The organism is Geobacillus uzenensis (genome assembly GCF_002217665.1).
In the GTDB taxonomy this organism is placed as follows: Bacteria; Bacillota; Bacilli; order Bacillales; family Anoxybacillaceae; genus Geobacillus; species Geobacillus subterraneus.
The window spans coordinates 568,611-590,948 of record NZ_NEWL01000006.1 but is presented as its reverse complement, the minus strand read 5'-3'; the positions used below and the strand labels follow the sequence as shown (position 1 = coordinate 590,948).

Here is a 22,338-nt window from a genome sequence, read left to right as displayed (position 1 = left end):
AGAAAGGAGAATACGATGTACGATACGGTCCGCGACCGGCTCATCCATCTCCATCATTGCCGCGGAGCAGGATGGAAGACGATCCGCTATTTGATGGAGGCTGACCCGACCTTGTCTGCACCGTTTTCTTTGCCCCCCGCTGTTCTACGTCCGCTCGTTCCACTCTCTGGCGCCCAATGGGCTGCTTTTTTCCATGATTTGCATTCCATTGACATGCAAAGTGTAGTAAAAACATATAGCGATCAAGGCATTCGCATCATCACTGTGTTCGATCTTGACTATCCCCCCCTGCTCAAGCATATATACGATCCGCCTTGGGTGCTGTATGCGAAAGGAAATATACGGTTGCTTCGAGAAACTAAGCTGATTAGCATCGTCGGCACGAGACGTCCAACAAAAGAAGGAATCGAAGCGCTCGAAAAACTGGTGCCGCCGCTTGCCGCCGCCGGTTGGACGATCGTGAGCGGTCTTGCCTTTGGCATTGATGTTTGCGCCCATCAGCTCGCCGTACGGCACGGCGGAACGACGATCGCGGTCATCGCCGGCGGTCTTAACCATATTTACCCGAAAGAGCACCGCTCCTTCGCCCGGCGGCTCATGAACGAGCAGCTCATCATCGCCGAACATCCGCCGGCAACGAAACCGCAAACGTGGCAGTTTCCGGCGCGCAACCGCATCATTAGCGGGCTGTCGCTCGGCACGCTCGTCGTGCAGGCGAAAGTGAAAAGCGGGTCGCTCATCACAGCGTCGTACGCGCTCGAGCAAGGGCGGGAAGTGTTCGCCGTCCCTGGTCCGATCAACGTAGCGGAGGCTGCCGGACCGAATATGCTCATTCAGCACGGGGCAAAACTAGTGCAGGAGGCAGCGGACATAACCATCGAATTCCCGTATGTGCAATGATCATGTTTGACAAACCCGGCAATAATCATTAATAATAATGAGGATTTCAATTTACTTCCTAGGGGTGGAAGATGGATGTCAGACTACTTGGTTATCGTCGAATCGCCAACGAAAGCGAAGACGATTGAACGGTACTTAGGAAAAAAATATACGGTCAAAGCTTCGATGGGCCACGTTCGCGATTTGCCAAAAAGCCAAATGGGCGTTGATATAGATCACGGCTATGCGCCGAAATACATTACCATCCGCGGCAAAGGCCAGGTGATTAAAGAGCTGAAAACGGCGGCCAAAAAGGCGAAAAAAGTGTTTCTCGCCGCCGACCCGGACCGAGAAGGGGAGGCGATCGCCTGGCATTTGGCCAACATGCTCGATCTCGATATTCACTCCGATTGCCGCGTCGTCTTTCATGAAATTACAAAAGACGCGATTCAACAATCGTTTCAGCAACCGCGGTCAATCAATATGAATCTCGTCGACGCCCAGCAGGCGCGGCGCGTGCTCGATCGCCTCGTCGGCTATAACATCAGCCCTCTCCTGTGGAAAAAAGTGAAAAAAGGGCTGAGCGCCGGCCGCGTCCAGTCGGTCGCGCTGCGCCTCATCACCGACCGGGAAAACGAAATCCGCCAATTTCAACCGGAAGAATATTGGATGATCCAAGCGAAGTTTCAAAAAGGGACGGAGATATTTGCCGCCTCGTTTTACGGCGTTGATGGGGAAAAGCTCGAGTTAAAAACGGAAGCGGACGTAAAAGGAGTGCTCGCCCGTTTAAACGGGCGGGCGTTTACGGTGAAAACGGTGACAAAACGTGAGCGCCGGCGCAGCCCGGTGCCGCCGTTTACAACGTCGTCGCTTCAGCAGGAAGCCGCGCGCAAGCTGAATTTCCGCACAAAAAAGACGATGATGGTCGCCCAGCAGCTGTATGAAGGGATCGACCTCGGCGGCGAAGGGACGGTCGGGCTGATCACGTATATGCGCACCGACTCGACGCGCGTTGCCGAAACAGCCCAACAAGAGGCGTCGGCATATATCGAAGCGACGTTCGGCGCTTCCTATGTCAATCAAGAAAAGCGAAAGGAAAAGAAAAGCACGAACGCCCAAGATGCCCACGAAGCCATTCGCCCGACATCGGCATTTCGCGATCCAGATAAAGTGAAGCCGTATTTGACGCGCGACCAATTCCGGCTGTATAAGCTCATTTGGGAACGGTTTATCGCCAGCCAAATGGCCGCGGCCGTGCTCGACACGATGAGCGTCGAACTCGAAAGCAACGGAGTGCTGTTCCGCGCCAGCGGCTCGAAGGTGAAATTTCCGGGATTTATGAAAGTATACATCGAGGGAACGGACGATCAGACGGAGGAACAAGATCGGCTGCTTCCTGATCTCGAGGAAGGAGAGACGGTTGAAAGCGAAACGATCGAGCCGAAGCAGCATTTTACTCAGCCGCCGCCGCGCTATACGGAAGCGCGCCTAGTGAAAACGTTAGAAGAGCTCGGCATCGGCCGTCCGTCCACTTACGCGCCGACGCTTGACACGATCCAGAAGCGCAATTATGTCGTTCTGGAGAACAAGCGGTTCGTTCCGACGGAGCTCGGTGAAATTGTCGTCGAGTTGATGTTAGAATTTTTTCCGGAGATTATCGACGTCGAGTTTACGGCGAAAATGGAAAAAGAGCTTGATGAAATTGAAGAAGGAAAAGTAGAGTGGATCAAAGTCGTCGATGAATTTTACCGCGAGTTTGAGAAGCGGCTGAAAGTGGCTGAAGAAGAAATGCGCGAAGTGGAAATTAAAGATGAGCCGGCCGGCATCGACTGCGACGTGTGCGGCAGCCCGATGGTGTACAAAATGGGCCGCTTCGGCAAGTTTATCGCCTGCTCGAACTTCCCGGAGTGCCGCCATACGAAGCCGATTGTGAAAGAAATCGGCGTCAAATGCCCAAAATGCCATGAAGGCAATATCGTCGAGCGCAGCAGCAAGCGCAAGCGATTGTTTTACGGCTGCGACCGCTTCCCGGAATGCGACTTTGTTTCATGGGATAAACCGCTTGCCCGCCCGTGCCCAAAGTGCGGGGGACTGCTTATCGAGAAAAAGCTGAAAAAGGGCGTGCAAGTGCAATGCACGGCGTGCGACTATGAAGAACAGCCAGAAGCTTGACCAGGTATCGGATACAATTCAGAATTTTATAAAAAATAGTTGCGCCAATGTGGAATTGTATGGTACGATGTAGTAGCCGTTGCGGGGTGAGGCGATGAAAAATACGAAATTTGCGTTACAATCGTTCGTAGAATATTTACAAATCGAGAAAAATTATTCACAATATACTATTGCGTGCTACCGGCGCGACATTGAGCAGTTTCTTCAGTTCATGAACGAAGAAGGAATCGGCGGGCTCGATGAAGTGGCCTACAGCGACGTTCGCTTATATTTGACGAAACTGTACAGGCAGCATCTCTCCAGCCGTTCGGTCGCCCGTAAAATTTCCAGCCTGCGCAGCTTTTACAAGTTTTTGCTGCGCGAAGGATGGGCGGCCGAAAATCCATTTGCCCTTGCGGCGCTGCCGAAAAAAGAGCAAAAAATTCCTAACTTTTTATATCATGAAGAGTTAGAAGCGCTGTTTCGCGTCAATGATGGAAATACCGCCATCGGCCAGCGCAATGCAGCGCTGCTTGAGCTGCTTTACGCGACTGGCGCCCGGGTTAGTGAATGTTGTCACATTCGTCTGTCTGACCTCGATTTTGCTGCGGGTGCCGTGCTCATTCACGGAAAAGGAAACAAGCAGCGCTACGTTCCGTTTGGCCGCCCGGCTAGGGAGGCGCTTGAACGGTACATCGGCGGCGGACGGCGCGAGCTCGTAAGCAGGCTGCCGGCAGACCACCGCTATTTGTTTGTCAATGCCCGCGGCAACCCGCTCACGCCCCGGGGAGTGCGCTACATTTTGGACCGCATCGTTGAGGCGGCGGCGCTGACGCAAAACATCAGCCCGCACGTGCTGCGGCATACGTTTGCGACCCATTTGCTAAACGAAGGAGCTGACCTTCGCTCCGTGCAAGAACTGCTCGGCCACGCGCATTTATCATCAACGCAAGTGTATACGCATGTGACGAAGGATCGGTTGCGGCATATTTATTTGCAGGCCCATCCGCGGGCGTAGCCTGCAGGCAAGGAGGGAGAACAATGGACCGTTTTCATGCGACGACGATTTTCGCCATCCGTCATAACGGCAGGGCGGCGATGGCGGGCGACGGCCAAGTGACATTTGGCAACGCGGTTGTCATGAAGCATACGGCGAAGAAAGTACGGCGTCTGTTTCATGGCAAAGTGCTCGCCGGTTTTGCCGGCTCGGTCGCCGATGCGTTTACGCTGTTTGAGATGTTTGAAGGCAAGCTTGAACAGTTCAACGGCAACTTGCCTCGTGCGGCCGTCGAGCTGGCGAAAGAGTGGCGGAGCGACAAAGTGCTGCGCCGCCTTGAGGCGATGTTGATTGTCATGGACGGGCATCATTTATTGCTGATTTCCGGCACCGGTGAAGTCATCGAGCCGGATGACGGCATGCTCGCAATCGGTTCGGGCGGCCATTACGCGCTCGCTGCCGGGCGCGCCTTAAAACAGTATGCCGGCGCTTCGATGACCGCCAAAGAGATTGCGAAAGCTGCGCTCGAGATTGCCGCTGACATTTGCGTCTATACGAACGGCCATATTATTGTTGAAGAGCTGTAAAAAAAGGAGGAGGCCGATGATGGCGGAAACTTTGACTCCACGACAAATTGTCGAGAAGCTCGATCAGTTTATCGTCGGGCAAAAAGAGGCGAAAAAAGCGGTGGCGATTGCGCTTCGCAACCGGTATCGCCGCAGTTTGCTCGATGAAAAATTGCGCGATGAAGTGATGCCGAAAAACATTTTAATGATCGGCCCGACCGGAGTCGGGAAGACAGAAATCGCCCGCCGGCTCGCCAAACTCGTCGGCGCGCCGTTTATTAAAGTCGAGGCGACGAAATTTACCGAGGTCGGCTACGTTGGGCGCGACGTCGAATCGATGGTGCGCGATTTAGTGGAAACGTCGGTCAGGCTCGTGAAGGAACGGAAAATGAGCGAGGTGAAAGACCGAGCTGAGCGGCAGGCGAATAAACGGCTTGTCGAATTGCTCGTTCCCGGCAAACAAAAGCAAACGATCAAAAACCCGCTCGAGCTGCTATTTGGCGGTCAAGCGAGCCAACCGGACAACGGCCATAGCCATGACGATGAGCAGGTGGAGCAAAAGCGGCGCCAAGTCGCCTGGCAGCTCGCCAACGGCCAACTGGAAAACGAGATGGTGACGATTGAAATCGAGGAGCAGCCGCCCATGCTGTTTGACTTTTTGCAAGGGGCGGGCATTGAGCAAATGGGTGTTAACATGCAAGATGCGTTAAGCAGCCTCATGCCGAAGCGGCGCAAAAAGCGGCGTCTGAAGGTGAGCGAGGCGCGCAAGGTGCTCATCAATGAAGAAGCGCAAAAACTGATCGACATGGATGAAGTAACGCAAGAGGCGGTCCGCCTTGCCGAGCAGTCCGGCATCATTTTTATCGACGAAATTGACAAAATCGCCCGCAGCGGAGCGGTGTCCGGTTCGGCCGACGTCTCGCGCGAAGGGGTTCAGCGCGACATTTTGCCGATCGTCGAAGGATCGACCATCATGACAAAATACGGGCCGGTCAAAACCGACCATATTTTATTTATTGCCGCCGGCGCGTTCCATATGGCGAAGCCGTCGGATTTGATCCCTGAGCTGCAAGGTCGCTTCCCGATTCGCGTCGAACTGGCGAAACTTTCGGTCGACGATTTCGTAAGTATATTAGTCGAGCCGAATAACGCGCTCATTAAACAATATCAGGCGCTTTTGGCGACGGAAGGTATAAATCTTGAATTTTCTGACGATGCTATTCGTAAGATTGCCGAAGTGGCGTTTGAAGTGAACCAGACGACCGACAATATCGGCGCGCGCCGGCTCCATACGATTTTGGAAAAGCTGCTCGAAGATTTGCTGTTTGAGGCGCCGGATATTGGGCTTGACCGGATCGTCATCACGCCGCAATACGTCGAACAAAAACTCGGCAGCATCGTCAAAAACAAAGATTTAAGCGAGTTTATTTTATGAGGAGGAGATGGAACCAATGAATTTGCTAGAGAAAACGCGAAAAATTAACGCCATGCTGCAAAAAGCAGCCGGGCGGCCGGTCAATTTCAAAGAAATGGCGGAAACGCTTTGCGATGTCATCGAAGCAAACGTGTTCGTTGTCAGCCGCCGCGGCAAACTGCTTGGATTTGCCATTAAACAATCGATTGAAAACGAGCGGATGAAACGGATGCTTGAAGAGCGGCAGTTTCCAGAAGAATATACGAGAAACTTGTTCAACATCACGGAAACGTCCCCTAACATCGATATTAATAGCGAATATACGGCGTTTCCAGTGGAAAATCGTGACTTATTTAAAACCGGCTTGACGACGATCGTCCCGATCAACGGCGGGGGCGAACGGCTCGGCACGCTCATTTTGTCGCGCCTTGACCGGGAGTTTGATAACGACGACCTTATTTTGGCCGAATACGGGGCGACGGTTGTCGGCATGGAGATTTTGCGCGAAAAAACAGAGGAAATCGAAGAGGAAGCACGCAGCAAGGCGGTCGTGCAAATGGCGATCAGCTCGCTTTCCTACAGCGAACTTGAGGCGATTGAACATATTTTTGAAGAGCTTGACGGGACGGAAGGGCTGCTTGTCGCCAGCAAAATCGCCGACCGCGTCGGCATCACCCGCTCGGTGATTGTCAACGCCCTGCGCAAGCTTGAGAGCGCCGGAGTGATTGAATCGCGTTCGCTCGGCATGAAAGGAACGTACATTAAAGTGTTGAACGACAAGTTTTTGACTGAGCTTGAAAAACTGAAATCGAGCTGATGCAATCAGCCGTTGGCGCCTGCTAGGCATCTTCGCCTGGCGGGCTTTTTCTGTTTTGGTCGGCGCTTGTTCATGCTCACTCCTTCTATCGTCGCATCGACGGGGTGAAAAATAGTACCAAGTTCCGGCTATACATTAGGTTTTCCTTCCCGTAAAATGAAAGCTAGCAGAAATTGTCGAAAAATAGGCTAAAAGAGGGGATTCCATTGTCGCTGTTTTCATCGACGATCCACTGGCTTGAACAAGGACTCCGTTATGCCTCGCTCCGCCAGCAGGCGATTGCCGACAACATCGCCAACGCCGATACACCGGGCTATAAGGCGAAAGACGTGCGCTTTCAAGCCGAGCTCGACCGGGCGCTCCAGCTCGAGGCGAAACGGACGGATCCGAGTCATTTTCCGTTTCGAAACGAGCAAAATGGGAAAATTATCGTGACGACGAACGCAAATATCAGTTACAATCATAATGGCAACAGTGTCGATATTGATCAAGAAATGTCAAAATTAGCAGAAAACCAAATTTATTACAATGCGCTCATTGAGCGGATAAACGGCAAATTCAATACGTTAAAAACGGTCATTAAAGGAGGGAAATAGACAATGCCCATGTTTCAAAGCCTGCACATCTCGGCCTCGGCCTTGACAGCCGAGCGGCTGCGCATGGATGTGATCTCGTCCAACATCGCCAACGTGGATACGACGCGGGCCCGTTTTGTCAACGGGGAATGGGAGCCGTACCGCCGCAAAGTCGTCGTTATCGAACCGCGCGGTGAACAGTTTTCGAGTTATTTGCAGGCTGCCCTCGGCCGCACCGGCGCGGTCGGCAACGGGGTGCGGGTGCGCGAAATCACTGACGATCCGGCGCCGTTTAAACTCGTATATGATCCGGACCACCCGGATGCGGGCGCTGACGGCTACGTCCGCCTGCCGAATGTTGACCCGCTCAAAGAAATGGTCGACTTGATTGGCGCCACACGCTCCTACGAGGCGAACGTTACTGCGCTGAACGCCTCAAAAGGGATGTTGATGAAGGCGCTTGAGATTGGGAAATAGCGCGTAAGGAGGATATGCCATGATCGACGGAGCAAGCCGCGTCGGACTGACGCCGGCCGCCGCCGCCCCGAGCCCGGTAAAGCCGGCCGCGGTGCAAAAACAGTTTGCCGCTTTTTTGAAAGAGGCGCTCAACAATGTAAACGACGCACAAATTCAAGCGGACGCGCTGACGGAAAAACTCGTCCGCGGAGAGAACGTCCAATTGCATGATGTGATGATCGCCGCACAAAAGGCGAGCATTACCCTGCAGCTGACACTTGAGATCCGCAACAAGGCGATCGAGGCGTATCAAGAAATGATGCGCATGCCGTTGTAGCGGCCATAAGCTGAAATACATATAGGGGCTGCCGCCATTGACGGGCGATGGCGGCAAACGGCTGTATGGCTGGATGATCGGAGGAATCGTATGGACAGCAAATGGAAAGAGTGGTGGGGCCGCGCTCGTGCGTTTTGGCAAGAACGGACGAAAAAACAGAAACAGCTCGCCATAGGCGGGACGGCGGTCGCGCTTTTCGCCATCGGCATTGGAATGTTTTTTGCCATGAGGACGGAAATGGCGCCGCTATATAGCAATCTAACACCGCAAGAAGCCGGGCAAATTAAAGCGACGCTCGATGGGCGCGGCGTTCCGGCGGAAGTGGCCGATGGCGGCACGACGATCAAAGTGCCGAAAGAGCAAGTCGATGCGTTGAAAGTGGAGCTGGCCGCTGAAGGCATCCCGAACAGCGGGGTCATCGATTATTCGTTTTTTGGCCAAAACGCGAGCTTCGGCATGACCGACAACGAGTTTAATATGGTGAAGCTGAAGGCGATGCAAACCGAGCTCGCCAACTTAATGAAAACGATCGACGGCGTCGAGGATGCGAAAGTGATGATCAACCTTCCGCAGCCGAGCGTATTTGTTTCCGATGAAAAAGGAGACGCCTCGGCTTCGATTGTGCTGAAGACGAAGCCGGGCTATCAGTTCAGCGACGAGCAAATTCGGGCGCTGTATCACCTCGTCGCCAAAAGTGTTCCGAACCTCTCTACCGATAATATCGTCATTATGAACCAGTTTTTTGAGTATTTTGATTTAAAAAATGACGACGAAAATTCGACAGGGACGACATTCGCTTCGCAACAGCAAATTAAAAAACAAATCGAACGCGACATCCAACGTCAAGTGCAGCAAATGCTTGGCGCGATGATGGGACAGGACAAAGTCGTCGTTTCTGTAACGGCTGACGTCGACTTTACGCAAGAAAAGCGGGAAGAAAACTTAGTCGCTCCTGTTGACGAGGAGAACAATGAAGGAATTGCCGTCAGCGTCCAGCGCATTAAAGAAACGTATTCGGGAAGCGGGGCGCCGCCGGGCGGCATCGCCGGAACGGGCACGAACGAAACGCCGGGCTATCAGGGGGCAAACGGTGCGACGAACGGCGATTATGAGCGGACCGAGGAAACAGTCAACAATGAAGTGAACAAAATTAAAAAACAAATCGTGGAAAGTCCATATAAAATTCGCGACTTAGGCATTCAAGTGATGGTCGAGCCGCCCGATCCGGACGACCCGAATTCACTGCCGCCGGAGGCGGTCAATGATATTCAGAAAATATTAGGAACGATCGTCCGAACATCGATTGATAAAAGCGAAGCACAACCATTGACTGACGAAGAGATCAACAGCCGCATCGTCGTCTCAGTGCAAAAGTTTAACGGCAAGCCATCATTCACCGAATCGGCGCCGGTTCGTCCGGCATGGTGGTGGTATGCGGCGGGAGCGGGGGCGCTGTTGCTGATCGCCCTGCTGTTGTTCTTCTGGCTGCGTCGCCGCCGCGAAGACGAGGAAGAGGAAGACGAACTCGTATTCGCCCCGCCGCTTTCGGCAGAGCCGGAGCTGCCGGAACCGCCGGAGACGGAGGAGAAACTGCGCCGCCGGCAGCTTGAACGACTGGCGAAAGAAAAGCCGGATGAGTTTGCCAAACTATTAAAAACGTGGCTATCAGAGGAGTAGGAGGAACGGCGTATGGCAAAGCGCGAACGGAAAGGCGGGCTGTCGGGCAGGCAAAAAGCGGCCATCCTGCTCATTTCCCTCGGCCCAGACGTGTCGGCCTCCGTCTATAAACATTTGTCGGAAGAAGAGATCGAAAAGCTGACGCTCGAAATTTCCAACGTCCGCCAAGTGACGTCCGAACAAAAAGAAGAGGTGCTCGAGGAGTTTCGCCAGCTTGCTTTGGCGCAGGACTACATCGCCCAAGGCGGCATCGCCTACGCGAAAGAAGTGCTTGAAAAGGCGCTTGGCCCAGACAAGGCGATGAACATTATTAACCGCTTGACATCGGCGCTCATGGTGCGGCCGTTTGATTTCGCCCGCAAAGCCGATCCGATGCAGCTGCTAAACTTTATTCAAAACGAACATCCGCAAACGATCGCGCTTATTCTCTCGTATTTGGAGCCGGCGCAGGCGGGGCAAATTTTATCGGCGCTGCCGCAGGAGATGCAGGCTGACGTCGCTCGGCGCATTGCGCTGATGGACAGCACGTCGCCGGAAATTATTAGCGAGGTCGAGCAAATTCTCGAGCGGCGGCTGTCGGCGACCGTTGTGCAAGATTATACGCAAGCCGGCGGCATTGAGTCGGTCGTTGAAGTGTTAAACCAAGTTGATCGGAGCACGGAGCGGACGATACTAGACGCTTTGGAAATTCAAGACCCGGAACTGGCCGAAGAAATCAAAAAGCGGATGTTCGTCTTTGAAGACATCGTAACGCTTGATAACCGCGCCATTCAGCGGGTCATCCGCGAAGTGGACAACAACGACCTCATGCTGGCGCTGAAAGTGGCGAGCGATGAAGTGAAAGACATCGTCTTCCGCAACATGTCAACAAGAATGGCCGAGACGTTTAAAGAAGAGATGGAATATATGGGTCCGGTCCGACTGCGCGATGTGGAAGAAGCGCAGTCGCGCATCGTCGCGGTGATCCGCCGACTCGAGGAGACAGGGGAAATCGTCATCGCCCGCGGGGGAGGAGATGATATTATTGTCTAACGTCATTAAAGCGCCGGCAGTGACGGCCCGCACCGGCAAAAAGACGATCGCCGTGCAGCGTTATGTTCCGAATGTCCCGCCATCTGCGGATGATCGGCAACGGGAACTGGAAGCGATCGCTGCGGCCAAAGAGGAGGCGGCCGAGCTTCGCCGCCAAGCCGAACAATATTATGCGACAGTGCACGAACAGCTGGCCCGCGAACAGGAGCAATGGCGGCACGAGAAAGAGCGGCTCATGCGGGAGGCGCGCGCTCAAGGGTATGAAGACGGCTATGCCGCTGGGCGCGACGAAGCGCTGAGCGAGCATCGCGAATGGGTCGAACAAGCCCGCCGCTTAGCAGAACGGGCCAATGACGAGTTTTATGCCCGGCTCGAATCGGCGGCAGAAACGATACTTGAAGTGGCAGTAAAAGCGGCTGAACGCATCATCGGTGTTACGCTCGAGAACGACCGAGGCGCGTTTTTGCCGCTCGTGCGCCAAGTGCTGCACGAAGTGCGCCGGCAGACGGAGGTCGCCGTTTATGTGCACCCGCATTGCTATGAAACGGTAGCCAGCCAGCAAGAGATACTGCGATCCGTTTTTCCGCACCATGTCGATTTATTTATTTACCCGGACGATACACTGCCGGAATACGGCTGCCTTGTAGAAACGCCGTTCGGACGCGTCGATGCCAGCGTAGATACGCAGCTTGAACGGCTGCGCGAGGCGCTCTACAGGCGGCTGAAGGAGGGAATGTCCGCTGAACTGGCAGGCGCTTCTTGATGAAATCGTCGCCGCTGATTTGTATAAACGGTTCGGCAAAGTATCGCGTGTCATCGGATTAATGACCGAATCGAAAGGGCCGGAAAGCTCGATCGGCGACCTTTGTTACATTCACGAAGCGGGCGGCGGCCGAAAAATTCCTGCGGAAGTCGTCGGCTTTCATGAGCAGCACGTCTTGCTTATGCCTTTTTCTTCTATGGCGCATATCGCTCCCGGCTGCCTCGTTGAGGCGACCGGCAAGCCGCTTGAAGTATACGTCGGCGATGCGCTCATTGGCGCGGTCCTTGACCCGCTCGGTCGACCGCTTGACGGAAGTGCGCTGCCGCCTGGGCTGAAGCCGGTATCGGTCGAACGCGATCCGCCGAACCCGCTCACCCGGCCGCCGATTGCCGAACCGCTTGAAGTCGGCGTGCGCGTCATCGACAGCTTGCTCGCGGTCGGCAAAGGTCAGCGTGTCGGTATTTTTGCCGGCTCCGGCGTCGGCAAGAGCACGCTCATGGGAATGGTCGCCCGCCGCACGTCGGCCGATGTGAACGTCATTGCCTTAATCGGCGAGCGCGGCCGCGAAGTGCGTGAATTTTTGGAGCGCGACCTCGGCCCGGAGGGCTTGGCCCGTTCGGTTGTCGTCGTCGCCACCTCGGACCAGCCGGCGCTCATGCGTGTCAAAGGAGCGTACACCGCGACGGCGATCGCTGAATATTTCCGCGACCAAGGAGCGGATGTCATGTTGATGATGGACTCGGTCACCCGCGTTGCGATGGCGCAGCGGGAGATCGGTCTCGCTGTCGGCGAACCCCCGACAACGAAAGGATATACACCGTCGGTGTTCGCCTTGCTGCCAAAGCTGCTTGAGCGGGCGGGGGCAAACGCCTCAGGCACGATCACCGCTTTTTATACGGTGCTTGTCGACGGCGACGATATGAATGAGCCGATTGCCGATGCGGTGCGCGGTATTTTAGACGGCCATTTTGTGCTTGATCGTCAACTGGCCAATAAAGGGCAATACCCAGCCATTAACGTGCTCAAAAGCGTGAGCCGCGTCATGCCCCATATCATTAGCGCAGAGCATCGCGAAGCGGCCAATCGGCTTCGCCGCCTTCTCTCTACTTATATCGATTCGGAGGACTTAATTCAAATAGGGGCGTACAAACGCGGATCTTCTCGAGAAATTGATGAGGCGATTCAATTTTATCCGCAAATTATGGCGTTTTGCCGTCAGGAGATCGACGAAACAACGACGCGTGCTGAAAGCATGGATGCCCTCTTTCGCCTAATGGCGTCAGAGGGATGAGTTGAGGCGAAACTTTCGGACGCTGAAAGGGTGAGCAGGCGTGGCGCCAACATTCCGACTGCAAAAAGTATTGACGATGAAAGAAAAAGAAAAAGAGAAGGCGCTTGGCGAGTACGAAGAGGCGGTTCGCCGGTTTGAACAAGCGGCCGAAGCGCTGTATCACTTGCTCAAGGAAAAAGAAAAATGCGAAGCGGCGAGAGATGAACAGCTGCGGACCGGCTTATCGATCGGCGCGATTCGCCATATGCTGCAATATATCAGCAATGTACAGCGGTCCATTGATCATTATCAGCTCATCGTCATGCAAGCGCGCGAGCAGATGCAGCGCCGGCAGCAACGCCTGATCGAATTGAATATAGAAGTAAAAAAATATGAAAAAATGCGCGAACGTGTGCGGCGATGGACGGAGCAACGCGAGAAAGAGGCAGAAAGCCGCTTTCTTGACGAAATGGCTGTTCAGCGTTTTGCACGGCAAGGGGAGTCGTAGATGGCAAGCAGCAAAGTCCAACAGGAAGAAAGGGCAAGCTGGTGGCAATGGATCTTGTTCGTCATTGTGATCCCAAGTTTATTTGCCGCCTTCTTCCTCTTGTTAATCGTCAAAGTAGCCGACATCGATGTGGCGGCAAAAACAAAACAATGGACAGCGAACGTGCCGTTTGTGTCCGAATGGATCGACTGGAAAAAGAAGGAGAAAGCGCTGGCAAAAACGATCGCGGCGCAGCAACAGACGATCAAACAGCAAAAAGAGATGATTGAGAACCAGAAAAAACAAATTCAGCAGCTCCAGAACGAATTAACTGTAAAAGAGCATGAAATCGCCCGCTTATCGGCGCCAGATGAGGACTCGACCGAACAAGCCGATCACGCTGCCAAGCCCGCCGTGACGACGGACGATGTGGCCGCGATGTACGGGGCGATGTCAGAAAAACAGGCGGCTGCCATTTTAGCCGAGCTGTCGGATGACGAAGCGCTCGCTGTGTTGAGCCGTATCGATGGAGACAAGGCAGCAGCCATTTTGGAACAAATGCCGATTGAACAAGCGGCGAACTTGCTTTCGTCGTTGCGCAAATGGGCGATGGGAGAGGAGGCGGCCGAATGAAAGCGGTGATCGCAGCAAGCTTGTTGCGCTCTACAGGCGTTGAAATGACACCGGCGATGTCAAAAAAGGAAACAGGGACAACCGGCGCGTTCGCGGCGCTGCTTGCGCGCAGGCAGACCGAGACAGATTCAGTTGAAACAGAGGCGGCTCAACCGCCATCTTTGTCAGAAAATAAAACGAGAAAAACGGATGAGCAGGCGGAACTAGCTTGGCTACCTGTTATAGCCATGCAGGCGGAAGGAAGCTTTTCCGCTCAAAGCGTGGCGCAAGGGAGCCATGATCAGCTGCCGGCAGCAGTCGATGGGGAAAGCGGAAATCATGCTTCTTTCGTCGCCGCGGACGCAAACGGCAGGAACATAAGAAACCCGCTGCTGCCGTTTGATCATAGAGAAACCCAATTGGCTGGTGAGAGAGTTGAAAACACACAAGTTTCTACGACTCAACGTTTGTTCCAAGCCGCTCATAGTCAGAGCGAATTGACTGGTGCCGGACTGGGAAACAGGTGGCCAGATGGGAATATCCGTGAAGAGGGGAGAAAGTTAAACGGCAAAAACGCATCGGTCGAATCTTTCTTTTCGTTGCGGGTTCAGCCGGCGGAATATGAGGTTCGTCATGGGTGGCATAGAGAGAATCGTTTCCAGCCAGATGGCCATACGGCTTTTTCAGCAAATATGGCCTCACTGTTGTCTGTTGACGCTAGTTTGGACAGTCAGACAAGCAGAACAGAAGCCGATAACGGCAGTTCTCTGATTAACCAAGTCGCCCGCGCCTTGCGGTTGGGGCGGTGGATGAAGCTGCCAAATGGTGCAACGCAGCTCGTCATCCGCCTCCACCCGGAACATCTCGGGACGGTTACCGTGAAAATGGTGCACGAAGGCGGGAAGCTCGCCGCCAAACTGCTTGTGTCAAATGACGCCGTAAAAGAGTTGCTTCATGCCCATCTGCCGCAGCTCGCCCAGTTGCTCGATGCGAGCCACATTACCGTCGAAAAATGGACGGTTTGGACCGATTTTGAAGGTCCTGCCATGCCGCCGCATTCCGAGAAGCGCCAAGGCGGCCGTCAACATGGCGAGTCACAGCAGGAACAAAAGCAGGAATCATCGCCTTCTTCCCCGTTTGCGTTAGACGGGATTGAGGCGGATGCATAGGGGGATTGAGGATGGCAACAAACACAATTGATTCAAATTTATGGCTGGCCAACGCTGCCCAGCCGGAACGGAAAACGGGCGATCGCATTTTAGGGAAAGATGACTTTCTAAAGATTTTGCTCGCCCAGCTACAAAATCAAGATCCGCTCAATCCGTTGGAAGATAAAGACTTTATCGCACAAATGGCGAGTTTTTCGTCTCTCGAGCAAATGATGAACATCGCCGATCTCATGCAACAATGGATGCAGACAAGCGGACGCGACGCGCTTTTGCGCTACAGCGAGTGGATCGGTAAAACGGTATATTGGCAAGAGGATGATTCAACAATGAGCGCGGTCGTTCAATCAGTCGTGCAACAAGATGGACAAATTGTCCTCGAGCTGAATAACGGAACGACGATCGCTGCTGATGCAGTCACAAGAGTCGAACAAAAAGGATGAAGGGGAGGGGAAACCGGTGCTTCGTTCCATGTATTCCGGTATTGGCGCCATGCGCAATTTCCAAACGAAGCTGGATGTGATCGGCAACAACATTGCCAATGTCAACACGTATGGATTTAAAAAAGGAAGAACCATTTTTAAAGATTTAATGAGTCAAACGATCTCTGGTGCGAGTGGGCCAAGCGGCGGCCTTGGCGGCACGAACCCGAAACAAGTCGGTTTAGGCTCGCAGCTCGCTGCGATCGACACTATCCATACATCGGGGAGTTTACAAACAACAGGACGCGTGCTTGACTTAGCGATTTCGGGAGATGGGTTTTTCCAAGTGGCGGAATCGGTGAATCAGTCCGGCTTTACTAATGTCCGGTATACGAGAGCAGGGAATTTTTATTTGGATGATGAAGGCTATTTAGTGACCAGCGATGGTTATTATGTCGTTGGATTTGCGGCGTACGGAGATGTAACGTACACTCCGACAGGAGGTACTAGTATGACCATTACGCTGAGTCCGACGCCGGAGGATATCGCTCAATCACAGTTTAATTTTACTGCTGACCCACCGGTTTACAATGGAGGAACAATTAACGTTTCTGTTCCATCCGGCAGTGGAACAGGAACCGGATCTGTTGCTGTTCAATATAAGCCGATCAAAATACCGAAAGAGGCAAAAAGTATAAATATCGGTCAAGATGGTTCAATTACTTATGTTGACCAGTTTGGGACACTCCGATGGGCCGGGCAGCTTGTGTTGGCCAAGTTTTCGAATAATGACGGATTGGAAAAAGCAGGAGGAAGTGTATATACAGAGACAATGAACTCCGGCGCTCCAATATTGAATTTTGCCAATGTTGCCGGCATTGGTTCTGTTCGATCCGGCACGCTAGAAATGTCCAACGTCGACCTTGCTGAAGAATTTACCGAAATGATTGTCGCCCAGCGCGGGTTCCAGGCGAATACGCGCATCATTACAACGTCGGATGAAATTTTGCAAGAGTTGGTCAACTTGAAAAAATAGAATAGGAGGAAGGGCGTTAGCAGACTCCTAACGCCCGTTCACCGATGATTTCGTTAACGAAGCTCAACGGTAAACGGTTTATGCTTAACGCGCTTTACATCGAGCAAATTGAGGCGTTTCCCGACACGACCGTGACGCTGACGAACGGGAAAAAATTTGTCGTTCGTGAAACGGTCGAACAAGTCGTGGCGCTCACAAGCGAATTTTACCGGCAAATCGGCGCGTTTCGCTTACCGGAGGCAGGGGGATTGGATCGTGAAAGGGAATAAAGTGATCAAAACGATGGCCATTATGCTGGCGATCATCGCCTTAGCCGGCACAGCGGCGCTCGTGGCGGTGATGAAAATGGCCAACGCAGGGAAACAGGAGGCGCCGAGCGCCGATGAACTTGCTGAAAGCTCGATCGACATCCCGGAAATGACGACGAATTTAGCGGACGGTCGCTATATTAAAATATCATTTAAAATCCAGACCGACAGCGATAAAGGAAAAGAAGAGGCGGAGAAACGCGATTTTCAAATTAAAGATGCGATCATCGAGCAGCTTTCGGAAATGAAGGCGGCCGACTTTAAAGGAAAGGAAGGAATGGCGGCGCTGAAAGAGCGGCTCAAGCAAGACATTAACGCATTGATGCAGGAAGGAAAAGTGGAGAACGTCTACATTACCTCCTTTATCCTCCAGTAGCCTGCCATCTAAAGGGGGGAAGGTGACATGACAGCCGGGGAAGTACTGTCGCAAAGTGAAATTGACGCGCTGCTTGCCGCGCTTTCCGCTGGGGAAATGAGCGCGGAAGAACTTAAAAAGGAAGAGGAAGGGCGGCGCGTCAAAACATACGATTTCCGGCGGGCGCTTCGGTTTTCCAAAGACCAAATTCGCAGCTTGACGCGCATTCACGAAAACTTTGCCCGCTTGTTGACAACATTTTTTTCCGCTCAGTTGCGCACATACGTGCAAATCTCGGTCGCATCGGCTGATCAAATTCCTTACGAGGAGTTCGTCCGTTCCATTCCAAAGATGACGATCATTAACGTTTTTGAAGTGCCGCCGCTAGACGGGCATGTGCTGCTTGAGGTGAACCCGAACATCGCTTATGCCATGCTTGATCGGGTGATGGGCGGCCGCGGCGCCAGCATGGACAAAGTGGATCATCTAACCGAAATTGAAACGCGCATCATGTCCAGCCTGTTTGACAAAGCGTTTGCCCATTGGCGCGATGCATGGGAGTCGGTGGCTGAGATCGATCCGTTGTTTGTTGATTTTGAGGTCAATCCGCAATTTTTGCGCATGATCGCACCGAACGACACAGTTGTTGTCATTTCGCTCAACACGCAGATTGGCGAAGCGCGCGGCATGATGAACGTTTGCATCCCGCACGTCGTCTTAGAGCCGATTATGCCGCGGCTGTCGGTGCATTACTGGATGCAGGCGCAAAAAAAAGAGCGTTCTCCCGAGGAGGCGGGACGAATCGAACGGCGCATCCGCACGGCCCAATTGCCGATTGTCGCCGAGCTTGGCACAGCGGTCGTCACCGTCGGTGAATTTCTTCAGCTCGAGGTGGGGGACGTCATCGAACTCGAGCAGTCGATTCATGAGCCGCTTGTCGTCAAAATCGGCCATATCCCAAAATTTATCGGCCAGCCGGGGAAGCGGAACAAAAAGCTGGCGGTGCAAATTTTAGCGATGATCGAGGGGGGAGAAGAAAGCCATGATGAATGATGGAATGTTGTCGCAAGATGAAATCGATGCTTTATTGCGCGGAATGGACAATAGCGATCACGTTCCGGCGCTCCACGATATTTTCACCCCGCTCGAGCAAGATGCCCTTGGGGAAATTGGCAATATTTCATTCGGCAGTTCAGCGACGGCGCTGTCAATGTTGTTGAATCAAAAAGTGGAAATTACGACACCGAGCGTGTCTATCATTGAGCGGACAAGCGTTGCCGATGAGTTTCCGCAGCCGTACGTTGCCATCCAAGTCAATTATACGGAAGGGTTTCTCGGGACGAACTTGCTTGTTATAAAGCAGCAAGATGCGGCCATTATTGCGGATTTAATGCTTGGAGGCGACGGAACGACAGCCGACAGTTCGCTGGGCGAGATTCAGCTGAGCGCAGTCCAGGAGGCCATGAATCAAATGATGGGCTCAGCAGCGACGTCGATGTCAACTGTTTTTGGGAAACGGGTGGATATTTCTCCACCGACGCTCCATCTTCTCGATTTGGCTGAAGGAAAAGGATTGGAATATTTACCGGACGAGGACTTGTTCATTAAAGTGTCATTCCGGCTGAAAATCGGGGCTTTAATTGACTCGAACATTATGCAGCTGTTGCCGATTGATTTCGCCAAAGAGCTCGTCTCCCATTTGCTCGGTTCGCCGGCTGAGGCGGCCGGAGCGGCGGAAATCCAGGAGAATAAACTTGAACCATCGCCCGCGGGCGCGGTGCCGCTCGAAGAGCCACAACCGGCGCCTGCTTACGCCCGCGTGGGGGGCGGCATGCCTTCCTCCCCGGCGGCGGGCCGCTTCACAAATGAACCGGTCGGACGTTCTAAGGAAGAAACAAGGATGGCTGAGCGGCATATTCAAGCGGCTGATTTTGCGGAGCTCGACGATCCGCCGCTTGCCGCGACGGAGGCGCGCAATTTAGAGCTGTTGTTTGATGTGCCGCTGCAAGTGACGGTCGAACTTGGACGGACGAGGCGCTCGGTGCAGGAAATTTTGCAGCTGTCGGCCGGATCGATCATTGAGCTCGACAAGCTGGCCGGTGAACCAGTCGATATTTTTGTCAACAACAAGCTGATCGCGAAAGGCGAAGTCGTCGTGATCGACGAAAACTTCGGCGTCCGAATCACCGACATTGTCAGCCAAAGCGATCGGCTAAAACGGCTAAAATAATAGGCAATACAGGAGGTAGGGGGACATGGCTAGAATACTGGTAGTCGATGATGCTGCGTTTATGCGGATGATGATTAAAGACATTTTGACCAAAAATGGGCATGAGGTCGTTGCCGAAGCGGCCGACGGTCGGCAGGCGATCGAAAAATATAAAGAGACGCGCCCTGACATTGTGACGATGGACATTACGATGCCGGAGATGGACGGGATTACAGCGTTGAAAGAAATCAAAAAAATCGACAGCAACGCCAAAGTCATTATGTGCTCAGCGATGGGGCAGCAGGCGATGGTGATTGACGCCATCCAAGCGGGGGCGAAAGATTTCGTTGTCAAGCCGTTTCAGGCGGACCGCGTCATTGAAGCGATTAACAAAACGATCGGATAAGCGATAAGAGGAGGAGCGTATTGATGTCAATATGGCGATGGGCGGCAGCGTTGTTTATGGCAGCCATCGTATTGAGCGCATCGCCGGCATCGGCCGCCCAAAGCCCGACGGTCGCCGACTGCCTGCAGCACCCGGATGCGTGCGGGCCGTCGGCGCCGGCCGGGCAACAGATGCAATCGTCCGGCAAATCGGTTGATGCCGTTTCTGCTTCCGATGTGCTCCGGCTCATCGGGGCGACCGCCTTTGTCCTTATTCTTCTTTATATGCTGCTGAAATGGCTTTCCCGCCGCCAGCCATTTGGCCCCGGTCAAAAAGGTGTCATCGAACACCTTGGTGGGACGAGCGTCGGATCGAATCGTTCCGTCCAGCTCATTAAAGTCGGCAACCGGTTGCTTGTGATCGGCGTCGGCGATTCGATTCAACTATTGCGGGAAATTAGCGACGAAAATGAAATGAACGAACTGCTCGCGCAGCATAATGAACGGCTTGAACGAATGGCTGATTTCAGCCGATTCGGCTCCCGGCTTCGCGAATATTGGGCGACAAAATCAAGATCGAAAGGCAACTCATCTCTTCCATTTTCGGTGCTGTTTGCCGAGGAAATGAAACAAATGGCCGAAAAGCGAAACGAATGGCTTAGTCGGCTGAAAGAGGAAGGAACGGCCGGCGATGAATGAATTTGTCCATATGTTTAATTCCATGGCTCCCGAGCATGTGTCGACATCGGTGAAATTGCTGCTGTTGCTCACCGTTTTGTCGATTGCTCCCGGCATTTTAATTATGATGACTTGTTTTACGCGCATCGTTATCGTTTTGTCGTTCGTGCGCACGTCGCTCGGCACGCAGCAAATGCCGCCAAACCAAGTGTTGATTGGGTTGGCATTGTTTTTAACGTTTTTCATTATGGCGCCGACATGGAAAGACATCAATGACCAGGCGCTGCAGCCGCTGTTCGCTGAAAAAATTGATTTGGATGAGGCATACGAACGCGCTGCTGTTCCGCTCAAGCAGTTTATGAGCAAGCATACAAGGCAGCAGGATTTAGCGCTCTTTTTATCATACAGCGGCGCCGAACCGCCAAAAACGGTCGACGACATCCCGCTCACCGCGCTCGTTCCGGCGTTTGCGATTAGCGAGCTGAAGACGGCGTTTCAAATGGGCTTTATGATTTTTATTCCGTTTTTAGTCATCGACATGATCGTCGCCAGCGTCTTAATGTCGATGGGAATGATGATGCTGCCGCCGGTGATGATTTCGCTGCCGTTTAAAATTTTGTTGTTTGTTCTTGTTGACGGCTGGCACTTAGTCGTCAAATCATTGCTGCAAAGTTTTCAATAAAGATAGGTGGCGTCCATGAGTGCCGATTTGGTCATTCGCCTTGCTGAGCAAGGTGTTTATATCGTGTTGATTGTCTGCGGCCCGCTCTTGTTGCTGTCGCTTGTTGTCGGGCTTGTCGTCAGCATTTTCCAGGCGGCGACGCAAATTCAGGAGCAGACGCTCGCCTTTGTGCCGAAAATTGTCGCTGTCCTGCTCGGGTTTGTGTTGTTCGGGCCGTGGATGCTCTCGAAAATGGTGTCGTACGCCCATGATATTTTCAACAATTTGGCTTCCTTTATAGGCTGATCGATCATGGAACAATTATGGACTCACTTTCCGGCGTTTTTGCTTATTTTCGCCCGCACCGCTTCGTTTTTTGCTGCGATGCCGCTCTTTTCGTATCGGACGGTGCCGGCTTCGTATAAAATCGGGTTGGCGTTTTTTTTCAGCTGGCTGTTGTTTTTGGCGGTGCCCAAACCGACGCTGCCATTAAATGATGTGTATATGCTGCTGATCTTTAAAGAGGTGCTCGTCGGACTGGCGCTTGGACTGATCGCGGCGACCGTTATGGCGGCGGTGCAAATGGCCGGCGGGTTGATTGACTTTCAAATCGGGTTTGCCATCGCCAATGTCATTGATCCGCAAACCGGGGCGCAAAGCCCGCTCTTAGGCCAATACCTTCACTCGCTGGCGCTTTTGTTGTTGCTGGCGCTTGACGGTCACCATCTGTTGCTGGATGGCATGTTTTACAGCTATCGCTGGCTGCCGCTCGACGGATGGCCGCATATTGCCGACGGGCGGGCGGTCGAGTATGCGGTTCGCGCGTTCGCTGCGATGTTTGCCATCGCCGTGCAAATGGCCGCCCCGCTTGTCGGAGCGCTCTTTTTAGTCGATGTGGCGCTTGGCATCATCGCCCGCGCCGTGCCGCAAATGAACATTTTTGCCGTCGGTTTTTCCCTGAAGACGGCGGCGGCGTTTTTGCTCCTGTTTGCAGCGATCGGCGGAATTTTGCTTTCCGCCCGTGAACTGTTTCAGCTCATGTTTGCGTCGCTGCGCGAGTTTATGCGGTTGTTGGGAGGCGCGTAA

The 22,338-nt window shown here is 53.3% G+C and carries 27 protein-coding genes; all 27 read left to right on the top strand.

Annotated elements, in window-relative coordinates:
• Window positions 1–15: 15 nt before the first annotated feature.
• The 27 genes from dprA (at window position 16) to fliR (ending at window position 22,338) form a co-directional block, all read left to right on the top strand.
• Window positions 16–900: a DNA-processing protein DprA gene (gene dprA, locus B9L21_RS10385; protein WP_063166307.1), complete on the top strand. Its 885-nt coding sequence runs from the start codon at window positions 16–18 to the stop codon at window positions 898–900.
• Between the two features lie 75 nt (window positions 901–975).
• On the top strand, window positions 976–3,051 hold the full coding sequence (topA, locus tag B9L21_RS10380) for a type I DNA topoisomerase (RefSeq protein WP_063166306.1): 2,076 nt from the start codon (window positions 976–978) through the stop codon (window positions 3,049–3,051).
• Between the two features lie 94 nt (window positions 3,052–3,145).
• On the top strand, window positions 3,146–4,048 hold the full coding sequence (gene xerC / locus B9L21_RS10375; protein ID WP_063166305.1) for a tyrosine recombinase XerC: 903 nt from the start codon (window positions 3,146–3,148) through the stop codon (window positions 4,046–4,048).
• 23 nt (window positions 4,049–4,071) lie between these two features.
• Window positions 4,072–4,614, top strand: a complete 543-nt coding sequence (gene hslV, locus B9L21_RS10370; protein ID WP_063166304.1) for an ATP-dependent protease subunit HslV — start codon at window positions 4,072–4,074, stop codon at window positions 4,612–4,614.
• Between the two features lie 19 nt (window positions 4,615–4,633).
• Complete coding sequence (hslU, locus tag B9L21_RS10365) at window positions 4,634–6,028, top strand: HslU--HslV peptidase ATPase subunit (protein WP_063167379.1); 1,395 nt, start codon at window positions 4,634–4,636, stop codon at window positions 6,026–6,028.
• A gap of 16 nt (window positions 6,029–6,044) precedes the next feature.
• Window positions 6,045–6,824: a GTP-sensing pleiotropic transcriptional regulator CodY gene (codY, locus tag B9L21_RS10360; RefSeq protein ID WP_063166303.1), complete on the top strand. Its 780-nt coding sequence runs from the start codon at window positions 6,045–6,047 to the stop codon at window positions 6,822–6,824.
• Window positions 6,825–7,030: 206 nt separating this feature from the next.
• A complete protein-coding gene (gene flgB / locus B9L21_RS10355) occupies window positions 7,031–7,420 on the top strand; it encodes a flagellar basal body rod protein FlgB (RefSeq protein ID WP_063166302.1) in 390 nt (129 codons plus the stop codon).
• A gap of 3 nt (window positions 7,421–7,423) precedes the next feature.
• Window positions 7,424–7,876 (top strand): flagellar basal body rod protein FlgC, encoded by a 453-nt coding sequence (flgC, locus tag B9L21_RS10350; protein WP_063166301.1) that lies wholly within the window; start codon window positions 7,424–7,426, stop codon window positions 7,874–7,876.
• Between the two features lie 19 nt (window positions 7,877–7,895).
• Entirely contained in the window at window positions 7,896–8,192 is a 297-nt protein-coding gene (gene fliE / locus B9L21_RS10345) for a flagellar hook-basal body complex protein FliE (RefSeq protein ID WP_063166300.1), read from the top strand.
• Window positions 8,193–8,282: 90 nt separating this feature from the next.
• Entirely contained in the window at window positions 8,283–9,869 is a 1,587-nt protein-coding gene (gene fliF, locus B9L21_RS10340) for a flagellar basal-body MS-ring/collar protein FliF (RefSeq protein ID WP_063166299.1), read from the top strand.
• Window positions 9,870–9,881: 12 nt separating this feature from the next.
• The gene (gene fliG, locus B9L21_RS10335; RefSeq protein WP_063166298.1) at window positions 9,882–10,901 is read left to right on the top strand and encodes a flagellar motor switch protein FliG; all 1,020 of its coding nucleotides are present in this window, start codon (window positions 9,882–9,884) and stop codon (window positions 10,899–10,901) included.
• Complete coding sequence (gene fliH / locus B9L21_RS10330) at window positions 10,885–11,664, top strand: flagellar assembly protein FliH (RefSeq protein ID WP_063166297.1); 780 nt, start codon at window positions 10,885–10,887, stop codon at window positions 11,662–11,664. Before fliG ends, fliH begins: the two co-directional genes overlap by 17 nt.
• A 19-nt stretch (window positions 11,665–11,683) precedes the next feature.
• Window positions 11,684–12,955 (top strand): flagellar protein export ATPase FliI, encoded by a 1,272-nt coding sequence (gene fliI / locus B9L21_RS10325; RefSeq protein ID WP_063166296.1) that lies wholly within the window; start codon window positions 11,684–11,686, stop codon window positions 12,953–12,955.
• Between the two features lie 40 nt (window positions 12,956–12,995).
• Complete coding sequence (fliJ, locus tag B9L21_RS10320; protein ID WP_063166295.1) at window positions 12,996–13,442, top strand: flagellar export protein FliJ; 447 nt, start codon at window positions 12,996–12,998, stop codon at window positions 13,440–13,442.
• On the top strand, window positions 13,443–14,054 hold the full coding sequence (locus B9L21_RS10315) for a MotE family protein (protein WP_063166294.1): 612 nt from the start codon (window positions 13,443–13,445) through the stop codon (window positions 14,052–14,054). It begins immediately after the preceding gene.
• Window positions 14,051–15,202: a flagellar hook-length control protein FliK gene (locus tag B9L21_RS10310; protein WP_063166293.1), complete on the top strand. Its 1,152-nt coding sequence runs from the start codon at window positions 14,051–14,053 to the stop codon at window positions 15,200–15,202. Before B9L21_RS10315 ends, B9L21_RS10310 begins: the two co-directional genes overlap by 4 nt.
• A gap of 11 nt (window positions 15,203–15,213) precedes the next feature.
• Window positions 15,214–15,642: a flagellar hook assembly protein FlgD gene (gene flgD / locus B9L21_RS10305; protein WP_063166292.1), complete on the top strand. Its 429-nt coding sequence runs from the start codon at window positions 15,214–15,216 to the stop codon at window positions 15,640–15,642.
• A 16-nt stretch (window positions 15,643–15,658) separates the two neighbouring features.
• Window positions 15,659–16,657 carry a flagellar hook-basal body complex protein gene (locus B9L21_RS10300; protein ID WP_063166291.1) on the top strand — a complete coding sequence of 333 codons (999 nt, stop codon included), beginning with the start codon at window positions 15,659–15,661 and terminating at the stop codon, window positions 16,655–16,657.
• A 44-nt stretch (window positions 16,658–16,701) separates the two neighbouring features.
• The gene (locus B9L21_RS10295) at window positions 16,702–16,926 is read left to right on the top strand and encodes a flagellar FlbD family protein (RefSeq protein WP_063166290.1); all 225 of its coding nucleotides are present in this window, start codon (window positions 16,702–16,704) and stop codon (window positions 16,924–16,926) included.
• Window positions 16,913–17,341: a flagellar basal body-associated protein FliL gene (fliL, locus tag B9L21_RS10290; RefSeq protein ID WP_063166289.1), complete on the top strand. Its 429-nt coding sequence runs from the start codon at window positions 16,913–16,915 to the stop codon at window positions 17,339–17,341. Before B9L21_RS10295 ends, fliL begins: the two co-directional genes overlap by 14 nt.
• A gap of 27 nt (window positions 17,342–17,368) precedes the next feature.
• Entirely contained in the window at window positions 17,369–18,373 is a 1,005-nt protein-coding gene (gene fliM, locus B9L21_RS10285; RefSeq protein WP_063166288.1) for a flagellar motor switch protein FliM, read from the top strand.
• The gene (fliY, locus tag B9L21_RS10280) at window positions 18,363–19,550 is read left to right on the top strand and encodes a flagellar motor switch phosphatase FliY (RefSeq protein ID WP_063166287.1); all 1,188 of its coding nucleotides are present in this window, start codon (window positions 18,363–18,365) and stop codon (window positions 19,548–19,550) included. The genes fliM and fliY overlap by 11 nt, the downstream gene beginning before the upstream one ends.
• 25 nt (window positions 19,551–19,575) lie before the next feature.
• Window positions 19,576–19,935 carry a response regulator gene (locus B9L21_RS10275; protein WP_063166286.1) on the top strand — a complete coding sequence of 120 codons (360 nt, stop codon included), beginning with the start codon at window positions 19,576–19,578 and terminating at the stop codon, window positions 19,933–19,935.
• Window positions 19,936–19,958: 23 nt separating this feature from the next.
• Window positions 19,959–20,612 (top strand): flagella biosynthesis regulatory protein FliZ, encoded by a 654-nt coding sequence (fliZ, locus tag B9L21_RS10270; RefSeq protein WP_063166285.1) that lies wholly within the window; start codon window positions 19,959–19,961, stop codon window positions 20,610–20,612.
• Window positions 20,605–21,273 carry a flagellar type III secretion system pore protein FliP gene (fliP, locus tag B9L21_RS10265; protein ID WP_063166284.1) on the top strand — a complete coding sequence of 223 codons (669 nt, stop codon included), beginning with the start codon at window positions 20,605–20,607 and terminating at the stop codon, window positions 21,271–21,273. The genes fliZ and fliP overlap by 8 nt, the downstream gene beginning before the upstream one ends.
• A 15-nt stretch (window positions 21,274–21,288) precedes the next feature.
• Entirely contained in the window at window positions 21,289–21,558 is a 270-nt protein-coding gene (fliQ, locus tag B9L21_RS10260; protein ID WP_044741296.1) for a flagellar biosynthesis protein FliQ, read from the top strand.
• Between the two features lie 6 nt (window positions 21,559–21,564).
• Complete coding sequence (fliR, locus tag B9L21_RS10255; RefSeq protein WP_063166283.1) at window positions 21,565–22,338, top strand: flagellar biosynthetic protein FliR; 774 nt, start codon at window positions 21,565–21,567, stop codon at window positions 22,336–22,338.